At 67.4% G+C, this 16951-nt stretch carries 17 protein-coding genes; 12 read left to right on the top strand and 5 right to left on the bottom strand.

The genetic code is table 11. From position 1 onward, the window contains the following. The 8 genes from ACFPOE_RS18285 (at nt 1) to ACFPOE_RS18250 (ending at nt 6781) form a co-directional block, all read left to right on the top strand. Nucleotides 1-744 (top strand): ABC transporter ATP-binding protein, encoded by a 744-nt coding sequence (locus tag ACFPOE_RS18285; protein WP_376851722.1) that lies wholly within the window; start codon nt 1-3, stop codon nt 742-744. Nucleotides 745-748: 4 nt separating this feature from the next. After that, nucleotides 749-1225 (top strand): MarR family winged helix-turn-helix transcriptional regulator, encoded by a 477-nt coding sequence (locus tag ACFPOE_RS18280; protein ID WP_376851721.1) that lies wholly within the window; start codon nt 749-751, stop codon nt 1223-1225. A gap of 77 nt (nt 1226-1302) precedes the next feature. Then, nucleotides 1303-1611 (top strand): winged helix-turn-helix transcriptional regulator, encoded by a 309-nt coding sequence (locus ACFPOE_RS18275; protein ID WP_376851720.1) that lies wholly within the window; start codon nt 1303-1305, stop codon nt 1609-1611. A 48-nt stretch (nt 1612-1659) separates the two neighbouring features. Then, complete coding sequence (locus tag ACFPOE_RS18270; RefSeq protein WP_376851719.1) at nt 1660-2016, top strand: FKBP-type peptidyl-prolyl cis-trans isomerase; 357 nt, start codon at nt 1660-1662, stop codon at nt 2014-2016. A 296-nt stretch (nt 2017-2312) separates the two neighbouring features. Continuing rightward, complete coding sequence (gene grpE / locus ACFPOE_RS18265; protein ID WP_376851718.1) at nt 2313-2864, top strand: nucleotide exchange factor GrpE; 552 nt, start codon at nt 2313-2315, stop codon at nt 2862-2864. A gap of 86 nt (nt 2865-2950) precedes the next feature. Next, complete coding sequence (gene dnaK / locus ACFPOE_RS18260; RefSeq protein ID WP_376851717.1) at nt 2951-4894, top strand: molecular chaperone DnaK; 1944 nt, start codon at nt 2951-2953, stop codon at nt 4892-4894. A 96-nt stretch (nt 4895-4990) separates the two neighbouring features. Continuing rightward, nucleotides 4991-6139, top strand: a complete 1149-nt coding sequence (dnaJ, locus tag ACFPOE_RS18255; protein WP_376851716.1) for a molecular chaperone DnaJ — start codon at nt 4991-4993, stop codon at nt 6137-6139. Nucleotides 6140-6211: 72 nt separating this feature from the next. After that, nucleotides 6212-6781, top strand: coding sequence for a phosphoethanolamine transferase domain-containing protein (locus tag ACFPOE_RS18250; RefSeq protein WP_376851715.1), 570 nt, complete (start codon nt 6212-6214; stop codon nt 6779-6781). Between the two features lie 7 nt (nt 6782-6788). Here the strand turns inward: ACFPOE_RS18250 and ACFPOE_RS18245 are convergent, their stop codons facing one another. Beyond that, nucleotides 6789-7868 (bottom strand): PA0069 family radical SAM protein, encoded by a 1080-nt coding sequence (locus ACFPOE_RS18245; RefSeq protein ID WP_376851714.1) that lies wholly within the window; start codon nt 7866-7868, stop codon nt 6789-6791. A gap of 87 nt (nt 7869-7955) precedes the next feature. Between ACFPOE_RS18245 and ACFPOE_RS18240 the strand changes: the two genes are divergently transcribed. From ACFPOE_RS18240 to ACFPOE_RS18230, 3 genes are read left to right on the top strand one after another with little or no spacing between them, the layout of a single operon-like run. After that, the gene (locus tag ACFPOE_RS18240; protein WP_376851713.1) at nt 7956-8534 is read left to right on the top strand and encodes a GbsR/MarR family transcriptional regulator; all 579 of its coding nucleotides are present in this window, start codon (nt 7956-7958) and stop codon (nt 8532-8534) included. A 1-nt stretch (nt 8535) separates the two neighbouring features. Further along, on the top strand, nt 8536-9933 hold the full coding sequence (locus ACFPOE_RS18235) for a cytochrome ubiquinol oxidase subunit I (RefSeq protein ID WP_376851712.1): 1398 nt from the start codon (nt 8536-8538) through the stop codon (nt 9931-9933). Nucleotides 9934-9950: 17 nt separating this feature from the next. Continuing rightward, nucleotides 9951-10964 (top strand): cytochrome d ubiquinol oxidase subunit II, encoded by a 1014-nt coding sequence (locus ACFPOE_RS18230; protein ID WP_376851711.1) that lies wholly within the window; start codon nt 9951-9953, stop codon nt 10962-10964. An 87-nt stretch (nt 10965-11051) separates the two neighbouring features. Here the strand turns inward: ACFPOE_RS18230 and ACFPOE_RS18225 are convergent, their stop codons facing one another. The 4 genes from ACFPOE_RS18225 to ACFPOE_RS18210 form a co-directional block, all read right to left on the bottom strand. After that, nucleotides 11052-12017, bottom strand: a complete 966-nt coding sequence (locus ACFPOE_RS18225) for an NAD(P)H-dependent flavin oxidoreductase (RefSeq protein ID WP_376851710.1) — start codon at nt 12015-12017, stop codon at nt 11052-11054. 17 nt (nt 12018-12034) lie between these two features. Then, on the bottom strand, nt 12035-13825 hold the full coding sequence (locus ACFPOE_RS18220; RefSeq protein WP_376851709.1) for an acyl-CoA dehydrogenase: 1791 nt from the start codon (nt 13823-13825) through the stop codon (nt 12035-12037). Nucleotides 13826-13894: 69 nt separating this feature from the next. Next, the gene (locus ACFPOE_RS18215) at nt 13895-14827 is read right to left on the bottom strand and encodes an electron transfer flavoprotein subunit alpha/FixB family protein (RefSeq protein WP_376851708.1); all 933 of its coding nucleotides are present in this window, start codon (nt 14825-14827) and stop codon (nt 13895-13897) included. A gap of 33 nt (nt 14828-14860) precedes the next feature. Further along, nucleotides 14861-15610 carry an electron transfer flavoprotein subunit beta/FixA family protein gene (locus ACFPOE_RS18210; protein ID WP_376851707.1) on the bottom strand — a complete coding sequence of 250 codons (750 nt, stop codon included), beginning with the start codon at nt 15608-15610 and terminating at the stop codon, nt 14861-14863. A 322-nt stretch (nt 15611-15932) separates the two neighbouring features. Between ACFPOE_RS18210 and ACFPOE_RS18205 the strand changes: the two genes are divergently transcribed. Beyond that, complete coding sequence (locus ACFPOE_RS18205; protein WP_376851706.1) at nt 15933-16949, top strand: TRAP transporter substrate-binding protein; 1017 nt, start codon at nt 15933-15935, stop codon at nt 16947-16949. The last annotated feature ends 2 nt before the right edge of the window (nt 16950-16951 follow it).

Below are 16951 nucleotides of genomic sequence, written 5' to 3'. Positions count from 1 at the left end.
ATGAGCACCGCTCCCCTGCTCGACGTCCGCGGCCTGCACGCCGGCTACGGCCGCGCCGAAGTGCTGACCGGCCTGGACCTGAGGCTCGCGGCCGGCCAGGTGGTCACCGTGATCGGCCCCAACGGCGCCGGCAAGTCGACCATGCTCAACGCGCTGATGGGCCTGCTGCCCTGCCGCGGCCAGCTGCTGTTCGACGGCGTCGACCTGGCCGACGCCACGCTGGAAGAGCGGGTGATGCTGGGCCTGGCGCTGGTGCCGGAGAAGCGCGAGCTGTTCGGCACCATGCCGGTGGAGGACAACCTGGTGCTGGGCGGCTGGCGCGCGAAGAAGCTCAAGGTGCCCAACTGGCGCGGCGAGCTCGATCGCGTCTACCAGCTGTTCCCGCGGCTGCAGGAGCGCCGCGCCCAGCTGGCCGGCACCCTGTCCGGCGGCGAGCGCCAGATGCTGGCGGTGGGCCGCGCGCTGATGTCGCGGCCCAAGCTGCTGATGCTGGACGAGCCCAGCCTGGGGCTGGCACCGCTGGTGGTGCGCGAGATCTTCCGGATCATCGAGCGGCTGCGCGAACAGGGCGTGTCGATCCTGCTGGTGGAGCAGAACGCCCGCGCCGCGCTCGAAGTGGCGGACTACGGCTACGTGCTGGAGACCGGCGAGATCGCGATGCAGGGCCACGCCGGCGAACTGGCGCACGACCCGCGCGTGATCGAGACCTACCTGGGCGCCGCCCGCCGTCCGCAGGGGGACTAGGACCATGGCCAGCTCCCCGACCGGCAAGAAGGCCGACGTCCCGTCGGTGGAGAACGTGGACACCAGCTACCTGGAAGGCCTGGTCGGCTACAACGCGCGCCGCGCGGCGCTCGCGGTGATCGAGGTCTTCCTGGAGCGGATGGCGATCTACGACCTGCGGCCGGTGGACTTCTCGGTGCTGTCGCTGATCGCGCACAACCCCGGCATCACTTCGCGCCAGCTGTGCGGCACCCTGGGCATCCTGCCGCCCAACCTGGTGGGCATGATCAACGCGCTGGAAAAGCGCGAGGTGATCGCCCGCCAGCCCCATCCGCGCGACGGCCGCGCGATGGGCCTGCACCTGACCGAGAGCGGCGCCAAGCTGATGCGCGACGCCGAGCGCACCGCGGCGCAACTGGAGACCGAGGTCGCCGCCCGGCTCACCCCCGGCGAAGCCAGGACGCTGATCCGGCTGCTCAAGAAGGTCTACCTCCCGGCCTAGCGTGCTATTGTTTATGTAGCAGGATCGGCCTACACTGCCCCCTCCCCGTCCCCAGCCCACGGGCGCAGGAGAAGCCGATGAGTTCCAAGGACAACGCCGCGATCAGCCAGCTGCTGGGCCTGCTGGAAGCGCGCTACGCGCTGCGGGTGCTGTGGGCGCTCAAGGACGGCCATGCCCAGACCTTCCGCCTGCTGCAGGACAGCGTCGGCGGCATCACGCCCAACACGCTGAACACCCGGATCAAGGAACTGCGCGAGGCCGGCCTGCTGGACCACGGCAGCGACGGCTACTGCGTGACGCCCTCGGGCTCGGACCTGCTCAAGCGCATCAACGACCTGCAGGCCTTCGCCACCCGCTGGGTCGTCAGCCAGGCGAAGAAGAAATGAGGGCCGCCCGCTCGCTACACTTGCCGGTCTGATTCGCAAAGGACCCCAATGACCACCACCACGACCCCCTCCGGCCTCCAGTACGAAGACACCACGGTCGGCAGCGGCGCCGAAGCCAAGCCCGGCCAGCACGTGCACGTGCATTACACCGGCTGGCTCTACAACGACGGCACGCAGGGCGCCAAGTTCGATTCCAGCGTCGACCGCAAGGACCCGTTCGCGTTCTCGCTGGGCGCCGGCCAGGTCATCAAGGGCTGGGACGAAGGCGTCGCCGGCATGAAGATCGGCGGCAAGCGCACCCTGATCATCCCGCCGCAGCTCGGTTACGGCGCCCGCGGCGCCGGCGGCGTGATCCCGCCCAACGCCACCCTCAAGTTCGACGTCGAACTGCTGGACGCGCACTGAACGCTGGGGCTGAACCAGACCGCGAAACGGTCTTGTCCAGCGGCTGACCGCATGCGCAACCGGGCCGCGCGTTGCCGTGCCCGGTTCCTGACGAGAGGGCCGTCGTGCCCCCTCTTGATCGGGCGCACCAGCCGCGGCGTCGAGCTCCCCGGGTCGCCGCCAAAGCTCAACAGTTGCACCCCACCGCGCCCGCCGCGACAGGCAGGCCGGAATGGCGAAATTTTCAAGCCCTTGTCTTGAAAAGGGCTTAGCGGCCCCAAGGTGCCTCGCAGACCCTCTGCAATCCAAAAAAAGCCATGCCAGACAACCAACCCGACGCCAACGCCCAGGCGGACCTTCCGCTGGACCCCGAGGAGAACGAGGCGCAAGCCCACGGACAGTCCGACGTCGCCGAACTGCAGGCCCGGCTCGCGGAGCTGCAGGCCAAGTCGGCCGAGATCGGCGAACAGTATCTGCGGGCCCAGGCCGACATGCAGAACACCCGCCGCCGGGCCGACGAGGAGATGTCCAAGGCGCGCAAGTACGCCGTGGAAAGCTTCGCCGAGAGCCTGCTGCCGGTGGCCGACAGCCTGGAGGCCAGCCTGCTGGTCAAGGATGCCTCGCCCGAGGTCATCCGCGAGGGGGCCGAAGCCACCCTGCGCCAGCTCAGGAGCGCGCTGGAGCGCAACAAGGTGATCGAGATCAATCCGCCCGCCGGCACCAAGTTCGATCCCCACCTGCACCAGGCCATCTCCGTGGTCCCGGCCGAGCAGGAGCCCAACACCGTCGTCACCGTCCTGCAGAAGGGCTACTCGATCGCCGAGCGCGTCCTGCGGCCGGCCCTGGTGACGGTCACCGCGCCCAGGTAACGCTTGAAACGGCGCGAGCGAACCGCAAGTAGCCCACAACAGCTTTGAATTGGCCCGCAGGGGTCGCAGCATAAGGAGAGAAGATCATGGGAAGAATCATCGGCATCGACCTGGGCACCACCAATTCGTGCGTCGCCATCATGGAGGGCAACACGCCCAAGGTCATCGAGAACAGCGAAGGCGCGCGCACCACGCCGTCGATCGTCGCCTACCAGGAGGACGGAGAGATCCTGGTCGGCGCCTCGGCCAAGCGCCAGGCCGTCACCAACGCCAAGAACACGCTGTACGCGGTCAAGCGCCTGATCGGCCGCAAGTTCGCCGAGAAGGAAGTGCAGAAGGACATCGACCTGATGCCCTACAAGATCGTGCCGGCCGACAACGGCGACGCCTGGATCGAGGTGCGCGGCAAGAAGCTGTCGGCCCAGCAGATTTCGGCCGACATCCTGCGCAAGATGAAGAAGACCGCCGAGGACTACCTGGGCGAGCCGGTCACCGAAGCGGTGATCACCGTGCCGGCGTACTTCAACGACGCCCAGCGCCAGGCCACCAAGGACGCCGGCCGGATCGCCGGCCTCGACGTCAAGCGGATCATCAACGAGCCGACCGCGGCGGCCCTGGCCTTCGGCCTGGACAAGCAGGAAAAGGGCGACCGCAAGATCGCCGTCTATGACCTGGGCGGCGGCACCTTCGACATCTCGATCATCGAGATCGCCGACGTCGAGGGCGAGAAGCAGTTCGAGGTGCTCTCCACCAACGGCGACACCTTCCTGGGCGGCGAAGACTTCGACCAGCGCATCATCGACTACATCATCGCCGAGTTCAAGAAGGACCAGGGCGTGGACCTGTCCAAGGACGTGCTGGCGCTGCAGCGGCTGAAGGAAGCGGCCGAGAAGGCCAAGATCGAGCTGTCCAACAGCGCGCAGACCGACATCAACCTGCCGTACGTGACGGCCGACGCCTCCGGCCCGAAGCACCTGAACATCAAGCTGACCCGCGCCAAGCTGGAAAGCCTGGTCGACGAACTGATCGAGCGCACCATCGCTCCCTGCCGGATGGCGATCAAGGACGCCGGCGTGGCCGTGGGCGACATCCACGACGTGATCCTGGTCGGCGGCATGACCCGCATGCCCAAGGTGCAGGAGAAGGTCAAGGAGTTCTTCGGCAAGGAGCCGCGCAAGGACGTCAACCCCGATGAAGCGGTTGCGGTCGGTGCGGCCATCCAGGGCCAGGTGCTGGGCGGCGACCGCAAGGACGTGCTGCTGCTGGACGTCACGCCGCTGTCGCTCGGCATCGAGACGCTGGGCGGCGTGATGACCAAGATGATCACCAAGAACACGACCATCCCGACCAAGTTCGCGCAGACCTTCTCCACCGCCGACGACAACCAGCCGGCCGTGACCATCAAGGTCTACCAGGGCGAGCGCGAGATGGCCACCGGCAACAAGCTGCTGGGCGAGTTCAACCTCGAAGGGATCCCGCCGTCGCCGCGCGGCATGCCGCAGATCGAGGTGAGCTTCGACATCGACGCCAACGGCATCCTGCACGTGGGCGCCAAGGACAAGGGCACGGGCAAGGAAAACAAGATCACCATCAAGGCCAACTCGGGCCTGTCCGAGGCCGAGATCCAGAAGATGGTGAAGGACGCCGAGCTCAATGCCGCCGACGACAAGAAGAAGCTGGAGCTGGTGCAGGCCCGCAACCAGGCCGAGGCGACGGTGCACAGCGTGCGCAAGAGCCTGACCGAGTACGGCGCCAAGCTGGAGGCCGGCGAGAAGGAAAAGATCGAGGCCGCGGTCAAGGACGTGGAAGAAGCGCTCAAGGGCGAGGACAAGGCCGCGATCGAGGAAAAGGGCAATGCCCTGATGGCGGTCAGCCAGAAGCTCGGCGAGAAGATGTACGCCGACATGCAGGCCAAGCAGGCTGCCGAAGCGGCAGGCGGCGGTGCCGGCGGCGCGGAAGCCGGCGGCGCCAAGCCGGCCGACGACGACAACGTGGTCGACGCCGAGGTCAAGGAAGTGAAGAAAGGCTGATCGCGGACGCGTAGCGCCGCGTTAGCTCGCCGCGTTCGACGCAGACCCTTGCGGGCTGGTCAACGCGGCGTTTTTGCGTAGAACGACCTGAACACTATGGCCACCAAAAGAGACTATTACGAGACCCTAGGGGTGCCGAAGAACGCTTCGGAAGAGGAAATCAAGAAGGCCTATCGCAAGCTGGCGATGAAGCACCACCCTGACCGCAACCAGGGCGAGGGGGAGAACAAGGGCGCGGAAGCCAAGTTCAAGGAAGCCAAGGAAGCGTACGAGATGCTGTCGGACGCCGAGAAGCGCGCCGCCTACGACCAGTACGGCCACGCCGGCGTGGACCCGAACATGCGCGGCGGCGCCGGCGCGGAAGGCTTCGGCGGCTTCGCCGAGGCCTTCGGCGACATCTTCGGCGACATCTTCGGTCAGGGCCGGGCCGGCGCCGGCGGCGCCCGCGGCCGCCAGGTGTTCCGCGGCGGCGACCTGTCGTACGCGATGGAGGTCACGCTGGAGGAAGCGGCCCACGGCAAGGAAGCGCAGATCCGCATTCCGTCCTGGGACGAGTGCGAAACCTGCAGCGGCTCCGGCGCCAAGCCGGGCACCCAGGCCAAGACCTGCACCACCTGCCAGGGCCAGGGCGTGGTGCAGATGCGCCAGGGCTTCTTCAGCGTGCAGCAGACCTGCCCGCACTGTCGCGGCAGCGGCAAGATCATCCCCGAGCCCTGCACCACCTGCCACGGCCAGGGCAAGGTCAAGAAGCAGAAGACGCTGGAAGTGAAGATCCCCGCCGGCATCGACGACGGCATGCGCATCCGCAGCGCCGGCAACGGCGAACCGGGCACCAACGGCGGCCCGCCGGGCGACCTGTACATCGAGATCAGGCTGAAGAAGCACGACATCTTCGAGCGCGACGGCGACGACCTGCACTGCGCGGTGCCGATCAGCTTTTCGACCGCGGCGCTGGGCGGCGAGATCGACGTGCCGACGCTGGCCGGCAAGGCGGCGATCGACATCCCCGAGGGCACCCAGAGCGGCAAGCAGTTCCGGCTGCGCGGCAAGGGCATCAAAGGAGTACGTTCTTCTTACCCGGGCGACCTGTATTGCCACGTCACGGTGGAAACGCCGGTCAAGCTCACCGAGCACCAGCGCAAGCTGTTCAAGGAACTGGCCGAGTCGCTCAAGAAGGGCGGCACCAAGCATTCGCCCAGCGAAGGCACCTGGACCGACAAATTGCGGGGATTTTTCAACGCCTGAACAACGGCCGCGCAACGCTTGGGGTGATTTCCTGAGCGTTGCGGTGCGGGATGCGGGGACAATCCCGAGGCAATGTCCCTGAAGCTCTTCCGTTCGACAGGTTATTCGTCCATCCTCGGGCCCGGCGAAACCCGGGTTGCTCCCCATCCGGCCTGGCTGGTGCTGGCGGTGAGCCTGTGGATCGGCTTTGTCTGCAACGTCGCCCTGTGGCGCCAGCTGCGGGGAATGGACGGCGCCACCGGCCTGGGCCGCGCCCTGCTGGCCGGCGCGTTGATTGCCGGCACCTGCGGCGCTGTCCTCAGCCTGCTGGGCTGGCGCCGCTCCCTCAAGCGCGTCGCGACCGTCATGCTGCTGCTGGCGGCGCTGGTCGCCGCCTGCATCTGGGTGCAGGGCCTGCCGCTGGACCGGACACTGCTGGAGCAAGGCCTGCGCGCTCTCGTGCTGCCGTCATGGCCCAGCCTGCTGCGCTGGCAGTTCCCGGCCTTGTTGATCGCGCTGGGCGTGGTGCCTGCGCTGTGGCTGTCGCAATGGCGGCTGCGCCGGCTGGCGGCAAAACAGCAGATGAGCGCCAACATGACGGGCCTGGCGGTGGGCATCGCGACCATGGTGCTGGTCGGCTGGTTCCTGCTCGCGCGCGGCTGAGCCCGCGCTAGAACAGCGTGCCCTGCCCGACGGCCCCCAGCGGCCGGAAGGCCTGCAGGTCCAGCTCCACCCGGGTGCGGTTGAACCCCCGGCGGCTGGCGGCCTTGCGGAAGCGCTGGCCGATCAGCTCCGCCCAGGGCCCGGCGCCCTTCATGCGGGTGGCGAAGCTGCTGTCGTAATCCTTGCCGCCGCGCATGTCGTGGATGCGCGCCATCACGCGGTCGGCACGCTGCGGGTAATGCAGCTGCAGCCACTCCCGGAACAGCGGACTCACCTCCCAGGGCAGCCTGAGCACGTGATAGAAGGCGCTGCGCGCGCCCGCCTCCCATGCCGCTTCCATCACCTGCTCCATGTCCTCGGTCAGGAACGGAATCTGCGGCGCCAGGCTGACGCCGACCGGGATGCCGTGCTCGGCCAGCGTGCGGATGGTGCGCAGGCGCCGGTGCGGCGCGGCGGCGCGCGGCTCCAGCTTGCGGGTCAGCTCCGCATCGAGCGTGGTCAGCGTCACGTACACCGCCACCAGCTTCTGCCGCGCCATCGGCGCCAGCAGGTCCAGGTCGCGCTCCACCCCGCTGGACTTGGTCACCATCGAGAACGCGTGCCGGCTTTCCTGCAGCAGCTCGATCACCGAGCGCGTCAGCCGCAGTTCCCGCTCCACCGGCTGGTAGCAGTCGGTCGCGGTGCCGATCGCCAGGCCGCGCGGCTGGTAGCTTTTCTTCGACAGTTCCGAGCGCAGCACGGCGGCGATGTTGCGCTTGGCGATGATCTTGGTCTCGAAGTCCAGGCCCGGCGACAGGTTCAGGTAGCTGTGGGTGGGACGCGCATAGCAGTAGATGCAGCCGTGCTCGCAGCCGCGGTACGGGTTGATCGAGCGGTCGAAGAAGATGTCCGGCGAATCGTTCGAGCTGATGACGCTGCGGCAGTCTTCCCAGATCACCTCGGTGCGCGTGGCGCCGGACTCCTGCTGCTCGAGCGTGCCCCAGCCGTCGTCGTAGTCCAGGCGCTCGTCCTTCTCGAAGCGGTGCGCCAGCCGGGTGGCCGAGCCCCGGCCCTTGATCGCCTCGACGGGAATGCGCACTTCAGCCATGGGACGCAGTCTAGCTGTATTTGCATCCAGTAGTATCTCCAATCTTCTGTAAGTACTGAACATTGAGAAGCTCGCTAGAATCCTCCCATGCCGATGCAGGACCATCTCCCGCCGCTGAGCCGGCAGTTCGTTTCGCACTTCGGGGAGATGGGCAGCCGCTGGGGCATCAACCGCACCGTCGGCCAGATCTACGCGCTGATCTTCATCTCGCCCAGGGCGCTCAATGCCGACGAGATCGCCGAGACGCTGGAGTTCTCGCGCTCCAACGTCAGCATGGGGCTGAAGGAATTGCAGTCGTGGCGGCTGGTGCGCCTGAAGCACCTGCCGGGCGACCGGCGCGAATACTTCGAGGCGCCGGCCGACGTCTGGGAGATCTTCCGCGTGCTGGCCGAGGAGCGGCGCCGGCGCGAGATCGAGCCCACGCTGGCGATGCTGCGCACGGCGCTGCTGGAGACGCCGGCCAGCCCGGCCGACCGCCACGCGCAGGAGCGCATGCGCCAGATGCACGGGCTGATCGACCGCCTGACGACGTGGTTCGACGACGTGCAGAAGCTCGCGCCGGAGACCGCCATGCAGCTCATGGGAATGGGCGCGGCGGTCAGCAAGGTGCTGGAATTCAAGGACCGGGTGACCGGCCGATCACCCGCCAAGCCCAAGGAAAAATAAGATGGACGCCCTCATCCTGTCGCGGCTGCAGTTCGCCGCCAACATCAGTTTCCATATCCTGTTTCCCACCATCAACATCGCGTTGTGCTGGTTCCTGGTGTACTTCCGCGTGCGCCACACGGCCGCCAGGGGCACACCCAAGGCGCAGGAATGGGAGGAAGCCTATTTCCTCTGGACCAAGGTGTTCGCCCTGAGCTTCGCGATCGGCGTGGTCTCGGGCATCACCATGAGCTTCCAGTTCGGCACCAACTGGCCCGGCTACATGGAGAAGGCCGGCAACATCGCCGGGCCGCTGCTCGGTTACGAGGTGCTGACCGCGTTCTTCCTGGAAGCGACCTTCCTGGGCATCATGCTGTTCGGCCGCAACCGGGTGTCGGACCGGGTGCACCTGGTGGCGACGCTGATGGTGGCGGCCGGCACCACGCTGTCGGCGTTCTGGATCCTGAGCCTGAACTCCTGGATGCAGACGCCCGCCGGCTACGAGATCGTCGACGGCCGCTTCCACGCCACCAGCTGGCTGGCGGTGATCTTCAACCCCTCGTTCCCCTACCGGCTGGTGCACAAGCTGCTGGCATCCACGCTCACGGCCTCCTTCCTGATCGCCGGCCTGTCGGCCTGGCAGCTGCTGCGCGACACCGCCAACCGCGGCACGCGGCGGGCGCTCACGGCCGGCATCGTCGCCGCCGCGATCGCCATCCCGCTGCAGATCCTGGCCGGCGACCAGCACGGCCTGAACACGCTCGAATACCAGCCGGCCAAGATCGCCGCCATCGAAGGCATCTGGCACACCGAGAAGGGCGCGCCGTTGACGCTGTTCGGCTGGCCCAACGAGAAGGAAGGGCGCACCGATTTCGCCATCCAGGTGCCCAGGCTGGCCAGCCTGATCCTGGCGCACGACATGGACGCGGAGCTCAAGGGACTGGACGCCTTCCCCAACGCCCATCCGCCGGTGGCGCCGGTGTTCTGGAGCTTCCGCGTGATGGTCGGCATGGGCGTGCTGATGCTGCTGGTGGCGTGGTCCAGCGCCTGGACGCTGTGGCGCGGTCGGCGGCTGCGGGCCAAGGCCGGCACCACCGCCCTGCCCTTTTCGCGCTGGCAGCTGCGGCTGCTGACGGCGATGACCTTCTCCGGCTGGGTCGCGACGCTGGCCGGCTGGTGGGTGACCGAGATCGGCCGCCAGCCCTTCCTGGTGTACGGCCTGCTGCGCACCGCCGACCTGGTGGCGGTGCATCCGCCGGCGATGGTGCTGTCGACGCTGGTCGCCTACCTGGTCGTGTATGCGGGGCTGCTGCTGGCCTACGTCGGCGTGCTGATGTACATGGCGCAGCACCCCGCCAAACCTTCGGCGCCGTCGCCGCAAAGCCCGACCGCGGCAATGCCCGTCGGCGGCCCGGCCTGAACCCACTGGAGATCGACATGACCTGGAACGAATTCCTGCCGCTGATCTTCATGGGCGTGATGGGCCTGGCGCTGCTGGCCTATGTGATCCTGGACGGCTACGACCTGGGCGTCGGCATCCTGCTGCCGTTCGCCAGCGAAGAGCAGAAAGACGTGATGGTCTCGAGCATCGGCCCGTTCTGGGACGCCAACGAGACCTGGCTGGTGCTGGGCATCGGCGTGCTGCTGATCGCGTTCCCGCTGGCGCATGGCATCGTGCTGTCGGCGCTGTACCTGCCGGTGGCGGTCATGCTGGTCGGCCTGATCCTGCGCGGCGTCTCCTTCGACTTCCGGGTCAAGGCCCGGGCCGCGCGCAAGACGCTGTGGAACCGGCTGTTCTCGCTGGGCTCGCTGATGGCGGCGACGGCGCAGGGCTGGATGCTGGGCAGCTACCTCACCGGCTTCGACTACGGAGCGTGGTCGCTGCTGTTCTCGCTCGGGATCGCGCTCACGCTGCCGACGGCGTACTGCATGCTCGGCGCCGGCTGGCTGATCATGAAGACCTCGGACGACCTGCAGCTCAGGGCGGTGATCTGGGCCCGCAGGGTGCTGTGGCCGATGGGCGTGGCACTGGTGGGCATTTCGCTGGCCACGCCGATGATCAACCGGGACGTGTTCGACAAGTGGTTCGCGATGCCGCAGATCATCGGCCTGCTGCCGATCCCGGTGGCCTGCGCCGCGGCCTTCTTCGCCATCTTCCACGTGCTGCACCGGCCCAACGTGGTGAAGGCCGGCTATGGCTGGGTGGTGTTCGCCGGCACCGTGCTGATCTTCGTGCTGGCGTTCCTGGGGCTGGCGTACAGCATCTATCCGTACATCGTGATCGACCGGCTCACCGTGTGGCAGGCCGCCGCCGCCCACGAATCCCTGGTCTTCATCTTCGTCGGCGTCGCCATCACGCTGCCGGCCATCATCGTCTACACGGTGTTCATGTACCGGGTGTTCTGGGGAAAGGCGAGCACGCTCAGCTACAGCCTTGCCGACGAGGCGTAGCCTGGCATGCCGGACCGATCTGGCGACAGCACTGTCCCGGCCGGCTGCCCGGCCAGTGACGCAGATATGCAGAAGCCGGGATGACGGTCAGGCGGCTTGCGGCAGCAGCCGCTGCTGCGTTTCGCGGTACTCGCGCTTGAGCCGCGCGACCAGCGCGGCGACGCTGGTGACCCCGGTGACGGCACCGATGCCCTGGCCGCAGCCCCAGATGTCCTTCCAGGCCTTGGCCGCGACGTCGCCGCCGAAACTCATCTTGCTGGGGTCGCTCTCGGGCAGGTGGTCCGGGTCGAGCCCGGCGGCGCGGATCGACGCCTTCAGGTAGTTGCCGTGCACGCCGGTGAACAGGTTCGAATAGACGATCTGGTCCGAGTCGCCCTCGACGATGGCCTGCTTGTAGGCGTCGCTGGCCCGCGCCTCGTCGGTCGCGATGAAGGCCGAGCCGATGTACGCGAAGTCCGCGCCCATCGCCTGCGCCGCCAGCACGGCGCCGCCGGTGGCGATCGCGCCCGACAGCGCCAGCGGGCCGTCGAACCACTGGCGGATCTCCTGGATCAGCGCGAACGGGCTCTTGACTCCCGCATGGCCGCCGGCGCCGGCCGCCACCGCGATCAGGCCGTCGGCGCCCTTCTCGATCGCCTTGTGGGCGAAGGCGTTGTTGATGATGTCGTGCATCACCACGCCGCCGTAGCTGTGGATCGCCTCGTTGACGTCGGTGCGCGCGCCCAGCGAGGTGATGATCACCGGCACCTTGTGCTTGACCACCGCCGCCATGTCGTGCTCGAGCCGGTCGTTGCTCCTGTGCACGATCTGGTTGATCGCGAACGGCGCCGCCGGCTGCTCCGGGTGCGCCTTGTTCCAGGCCGCCAGCGTCTCGGTGATCTCGTGCAGCCATTCGTCCAGCTGCGACGCCGGCCGGGCGTTGAGCGCCGGCATGGCGCCGACGATGCCGGCCTTGCACTGCTCGATCACGAGCTTGGGGTTGCTGACGATGAACAGCGGCGCGCCGATCACCGGCAGCGCCAGGTTCTGCAGGGCCTTGGGCAACTTGGACATGGGACCTTTCGAAGGAATCAGAAAGCGTCGACGGCCATCGCGGTGACGCTGTCGGCGCCCTCGACGATGGCGTCGCGCAGGCCCGGCGCCCGCGCCAGAATGTGCTCGGCGTAGAACTGCGCGGTGGCGATCTTGGCCTGCATGAAGGGCTTGTCCTCGCCCCTGGACGCGAGGTCTTCGGCCACCAGCAGCGAGCGCGCCAGTTGCCAGCCCGCCACCAGGTTGCCGGCCAGCATCAGGTAGGGCACCGAGCCGGCGAAGGCTGCATTCGGCGAGGTCTTGCTGTTGGACGCGATGAACTCCACGACATCGACGAAGGCCTGGCGCGCTGCGGTCAGGCGCTTGAGCACCGCGCGGGCGGCGGCGCTGTCGCGCCCGGCCAGCTCCTGCTCGGTCGTTTCGATCTGCTTCGCGACGGCCTTGGCGGCCTGGCCGCCGTCGCGCGCGGTCTTGCGCCCGACCAGGTCGTTGGCCTGGATCGCGGTGGTGCCTTCGTAGATCGGCAGGATGCGGGCGTCGCGGTAATACTGCGCCGCGCCGGTCTCCTCGATGAAGCCCATGCCGCCGTGCACCTGCACGCCCAGTGAAGTGACTTCGAGGCTCATCTCGGTGCTGTAGCCCTTGACCAGCGGCACCATGAATTCATAGAAGGACTGGTTCTGCTTGCGCACTTCCGCGTCGGGATGGTGGTGCGCGGCGTCATACGCAGCGGCGGCAACGGTGGCCATGGCGCGGCAGCCTTCGGTCAGCGCGCGCATCGTCATCAGCATGCGCTTGACGTCAGGGTGGTGGATGATGGGCGCGCTGGCGCTCATCGAGCCGTCCACCGGCCGCGACTGCACGCGGTCCTTGGCATAGGCGACGGCATGCTGGTAGGCGCGGTCGGCCACCGCGATGCCCTGCACGCCCACCGCATAGCGGGCCGCGTTCATCATGATGAACATGTACTCCAGGCCGCGGTTCTCCTGGCCCACCAGCACGCCCTCGGCGCCGCCGTGGTCGCCGAATTGGAGGACGGCCGTGGGCGAGGCCTTGATGCCCAGCTTGTGCTCGATGCTCACGCACTGCACGTCGTTGCGCTCGCCGATCCTGCCGTCCTTGCCGACCTTGAACTTGGGCACCACGAACAGGCTGATGCCCTTGACGCCTTCGGGCGCGCCGGCCACCCGCGCCAGCGTCAGGTGCACGATGTTCTCCGCCATGTCGTGCTCGCCGTAGGTGATGAAGATCTTGGTGCCGAAGACCTTGTACGTGCCGTCCGGCTGCGGCTCGGCGCGGGTGCGCACCAGGCCCAGGTCGGAGCCGGCCTGCGGCTCGGTGAGGTTCATGGTGCCGGTCCACTGGCCGCTGACCAGCTTCTCCAGATACGTCGCCTTCAGTTCGTCGGAGCCGGCCGTCAGCAGCGCCTCGATGGCGCCGTCGGTGAGCAGCGGGCACAGCGCGAAGCTGAGGTTGGCGGCGTTGAGGATTTCGCCGCAGGCCGCGCCGATGGTCTTGGGCAGGCCCTGGCCGCCCACTTCCACCGGATGCTGCAGCCCCTGCCAGCCGCCCTCGGCGTACTGCTTGAACGCCTGCTTGAAGCCGGGCGTGGTGGTGACGACGCCGTCCTTCCAGCTGGAGGGATTGCGGTCGCCCTCGACGTTGAGCGGCGCCACCACGCCCTCGTTGAACTTGGCGCATTCCTCCAGCACCGCCTGCGCGGTGTCGAAGCCCGCCTCCTCGAAGCCTGGCATCTTGGCGATCTCGTCGATCCCGGCCAGGTGCCGGATGTCGAACAGCATGTCGTTGAGGGGGGCTTTGTAGCTCATGTCGGTCTCCAACAATCACAAGGTCAAGGCATCGCTCGCGATGCCTTGTTTTCGCCTGCAGCGAAGCGGTTACAGCGCCTTGACCAGCTCCGGGATCGCCGTGAACAGGTCCGCTTCCAGCCCGTAGTCGGCCACCGAGAAGATCGGCGCTTCCGGGTCCTTGTTGATCGCGACGATCACCTTGGAGTCCTTCATGCCGGCCAGGTGCTGGATCGCGCCGCTGATGCCGGCGGCGATGTACAGCTGCGGCGCGACGATCTTGCCGGTCTGGCCCACCTGCAGGTCGTTGGCGGCGTAGCCGGCATCGACGGCGGCGCGGCTGGCACCGATCGCGGCGCCCAGCTTGTCGGCCAGCGGCGTCATCACCTCGTTGAACTTCTCCGAGGAGCCGAGCGCCCGGCCGCCCGAGACGATGATCTTGGCCGCGGTCAGCTCGGGCCGGTCGTTCTTGGCGATCTCGCTGCCCTCGAACTTGCTCTTGCCGGCATCGGCCTGGGCGGTGACGGTCTCCACCGCGGCCGAGCCGCCGGTGGCCGCGGCCGGATCGAAGCCGGTGGTGCGCACGGTGATGACCTTCTTCTCGTCCAGGCTCTGCACCGTGGCGATCGCGTTGCCGGCGTAGATCGGGCGCTCGAAGGTGTCCGGGCTGTCGATCTTGATGATGTCGCTGATCTGGCCGACGTCCAGCTTGGCGGCCACGCGCGGGGCGATGTTCTTGCCCGAGGCGGTGGCCGGGAACAGGATGTGGCTGTAGCTGCCGGCAATCGCCAGCACCTGGGCGGCGACGTTCTCGGCCAGCCCGTGTTCGAAGTGCGCGCCTTCGGCGTGGATCACCTTGGCGACGCCGGCGATCTGCGCGGCCTGCCTGGCCGCCTCGCCGGCGTTGTGGCCGGCGATCAGCACGTGCACGTCGCCGCCGCACTGCATGGCGGCCGTCACGGTGTTGAGGGTCGCGCCGCGGACGGACGCGTTGTCGTGTTCTGCTACTACGAGGGATGTCATGGGTTGGCTCCGATAAATACCGGCTGTTGTCTCTTAGATGACCTTGGCTTCGTTCTTCAGCTTGGCCACCAGGGTGGCGACGTCGGGCACCTTGATGCCGGCGCTGCGCTTGGGCGGCTCCACCACTTTCAGCGTCTTGAGGTGCGCCTTCACGTCCACGCCCAGGTCGGCGGGCTTGACGATGTCCATCTGCTTCTTCTTGGCCTTCATGATGTTGGGCAGCGTCACGTAGCGCGGCTCGTTCAGGCGCAGGTCGGTGGTGATCACCGCCGGCATGGCCAGCGACAGCGTCTCGGAGCCGCCGTCCACTTCGCGCGTGACCTTCAGCTTGCCGTCCACCACTTCCACCTTCGATGCGAAGGTGGCCTGCGGCAGGTCGCACAGCGCCGCCAGCATCTGGCCGGTCTGGTTGCAGTCGTCGTCGATCGCCTGCTTGCCCAGGAGGATCAGGCCCGGCTGTTCCTTCTCGACCAGGGCCTTGAGCAGCTTGGCCACGGCCAGCGGCTGCAGTTCCTCGGTGGTCTCCACCAGGATGGCGCGGTCGGCCCCGATGGCCATGGCGGTGCGCAGCGTTTCCTGGCATTGCGTGACGCCACAGGACACGGCGATCACTTCGGTGGCCACGCCCTTCTCGCGCAGTCGCACGGCCTCTTCGACGGCGATCTCGTCGAAGGGATTCATGCTCATTTTCACATTGGCGATGTCCACACCCGTGTTGTCCGACTTGACGCGGACCTTCACGTTGTAGTCCACCACGCGCTTGACGGGGACCAGGACCTTCATGCTAGGGCTCCACAGAGTTGTTGCGACGTTGACTTGAACCGATCGATTCTATGCGGCGCTGCAGCGAGCAAGGCCCTTCGGCCCGGCACCACGCACAGTGGGCCGCTGGAGCGAACGCATGGATCGGCAAAAAAAGAACGATCGTTCGTTTTTGCAAATTATAGGCCCGCGCCGGAGCCGGCGCGACGCACCATGGCGATCAATGTCCGGCGCGGGACAATCTGCCGGCGCGCCGGCCGGCGATCCCGGGTAAGTCTGGACGGGCTGCGGCGCCCGCCGGCCTTAAAGTCGCCGCAGCCCAACGCAATCCAGGAGCCTGCCGATGAAACGCCTCAGTCTTTCCCTCGTGGCCGCAGCCGCCGCCTTCGCCGCCCCGCTGGCCGGCGCCCAGACCGTGCTCACCGTGTCGACCTGGCTGCCGCCCTCGCACGGCATGAGCATGGCGCAGAAGGAATGGTGCGACCTGCTGGAAAAGAACACCGCCGGCAAGATGAAGTGCAACATCCTGCCGCGCGGCGTCACCAACGCGCCCGGCACCTTCGACGCCATCAAGAACGGCCTGGCCGACGTCTCCTTCACCGTGCACGGCTACACGCCGGGCCGCTTCGTCTACACGCAGATGGCGGAGTTCCCGTTCCTGGGCAACACCTCCGAGCCGATCTCGGTGGCCTTCAACCGGGTCGCCTCGCGCCATCCCGAATTCGCGGCCGAGGAACAGGGCGTGAAGGTGATCACCTTTTTCACCCACGGACCGGGCATCGTCTTCAACACCAAGCGCCCGATCACCAAGGTGGAAGACCTGCAGGGCCTGAAGTTCCGGGTCGGCGGCGGCATGGTCAACGAGATCTCCAAGAACCTGGGCATGAACGTCACGCTCAAGCCGGCGCCCGACTCGTACGAGCTGCTGTCCGGCGGCGTCATGGACGGCACGCTGTTCCCGGCCGAATCCACCGAGTCGTTCAAGATCGACAAGATCATCAAGTACGCCACCACCTTCCCGGGCGGCCTGTACAACACCAGCTTCGTCTTCATGATGAACCAGGGCCGCTACGACAAGCTCTCGCCCGAGGAGAAGAAGGCCGTTGACGCCATCTCCGGCGAGGTGGCTGCGCGCATCTTCGGCCGCGCCTGGGACCGGGTGGACCTGCGGGCCACCGCGCTGATGCACGCCAACAACGTGCAGATCACCAAGGCCGACGCCAAGTTCGTGGCCGACGTCAAGGCCAAGACGGCGCCGCTGGAGCAGAAGTGGGTCAACGAAGCCAAGGCCAAGGGCATGAAGGACCCGGCCAAGGTGCTGGCCGAGTTCCGCGCCGAAATCGCCAAGCAGGAAAAGTAAAG

Origin of the sequence: Caenimonas terrae (assembly GCF_042655405.1) — a bacterium.
GTDB lineage: Bacteria > Pseudomonadota > Gammaproteobacteria > Burkholderiales > Burkholderiaceae_C > Ramlibacter > Ramlibacter terrae_A.
This window is presented reverse-complemented; position numbering and strand designations above follow the sequence as displayed.

Coding starts and splice junctions, on each gene's coding strand:
- ACFPOE_RS18245 (WP_376851714.1), bottom strand. CDS start 7,868: ATGGCTGAAGTGCGCATTCCCGTCGAGGCGATCAAGGGCCGGGGCTCG.
- ACFPOE_RS18250 (WP_376851715.1), top strand. CDS start 6,212: ATGTCCCTGAAGCTCTTCCGTTCGACAGGTTATTCGTCCATCCTCGGG.
- ACFPOE_RS18270 (WP_376851719.1), top strand. CDS start 1,660: ATGACCACCACCACGACCCCCTCCGGCCTCCAGTACGAAGACACCACG.
- dnaK (WP_376851717.1), top strand. CDS start 2,951: ATGGGAAGAATCATCGGCATCGACCTGGGCACCACCAATTCGTGCGTC.
- ACFPOE_RS18285 (WP_376851722.1), top strand. CDS start 1: ATGAGCACCGCTCCCCTGCTCGACGTCCGCGGCCTGCACGCCGGCTAC.
- ACFPOE_RS18210 (WP_376851707.1), bottom strand. CDS start 15,610: ATGAAGGTCCTGGTCCCCGTCAAGCGCGTGGTGGACTACAACGTGAAG.
- dnaJ (WP_376851716.1), top strand. CDS start 4,991: ATGGCCACCAAAAGAGACTATTACGAGACCCTAGGGGTGCCGAAGAAC.
- ACFPOE_RS18220 (WP_376851709.1), bottom strand. CDS start 13,825: ATGAGCTACAAAGCCCCCCTCAACGACATGCTGTTCGACATCCGGCAC.
- ACFPOE_RS18280 (WP_376851721.1), top strand. CDS start 749: ATGGCCAGCTCCCCGACCGGCAAGAAGGCCGACGTCCCGTCGGTGGAG.
- ACFPOE_RS18235 (WP_376851712.1), top strand. CDS start 8,536: ATGGACGCCCTCATCCTGTCGCGGCTGCAGTTCGCCGCCAACATCAGT.
- ACFPOE_RS18240 (WP_376851713.1), top strand. CDS start 7,956: ATGCCGATGCAGGACCATCTCCCGCCGCTGAGCCGGCAGTTCGTTTCG.
- ACFPOE_RS18205 (WP_376851706.1), top strand. CDS start 15,933: ATGAAACGCCTCAGTCTTTCCCTCGTGGCCGCAGCCGCCGCCTTCGCC.
- ACFPOE_RS18225 (WP_376851710.1), bottom strand. CDS start 12,017: ATGTCCAAGTTGCCCAAGGCCCTGCAGAACCTGGCGCTGCCGGTGATC.
- ACFPOE_RS18275 (WP_376851720.1), top strand. CDS start 1,303: ATGAGTTCCAAGGACAACGCCGCGATCAGCCAGCTGCTGGGCCTGCTG.
- grpE (WP_376851718.1), top strand. CDS start 2,313: ATGCCAGACAACCAACCCGACGCCAACGCCCAGGCGGACCTTCCGCTG.
- ACFPOE_RS18230 (WP_376851711.1), top strand. CDS start 9,951: ATGACCTGGAACGAATTCCTGCCGCTGATCTTCATGGGCGTGATGGGC.
- ACFPOE_RS18215 (WP_376851708.1), bottom strand. CDS start 14,827: ATGACATCCCTCGTAGTAGCAGAACACGACAACGCGTCCGTCCGCGGC.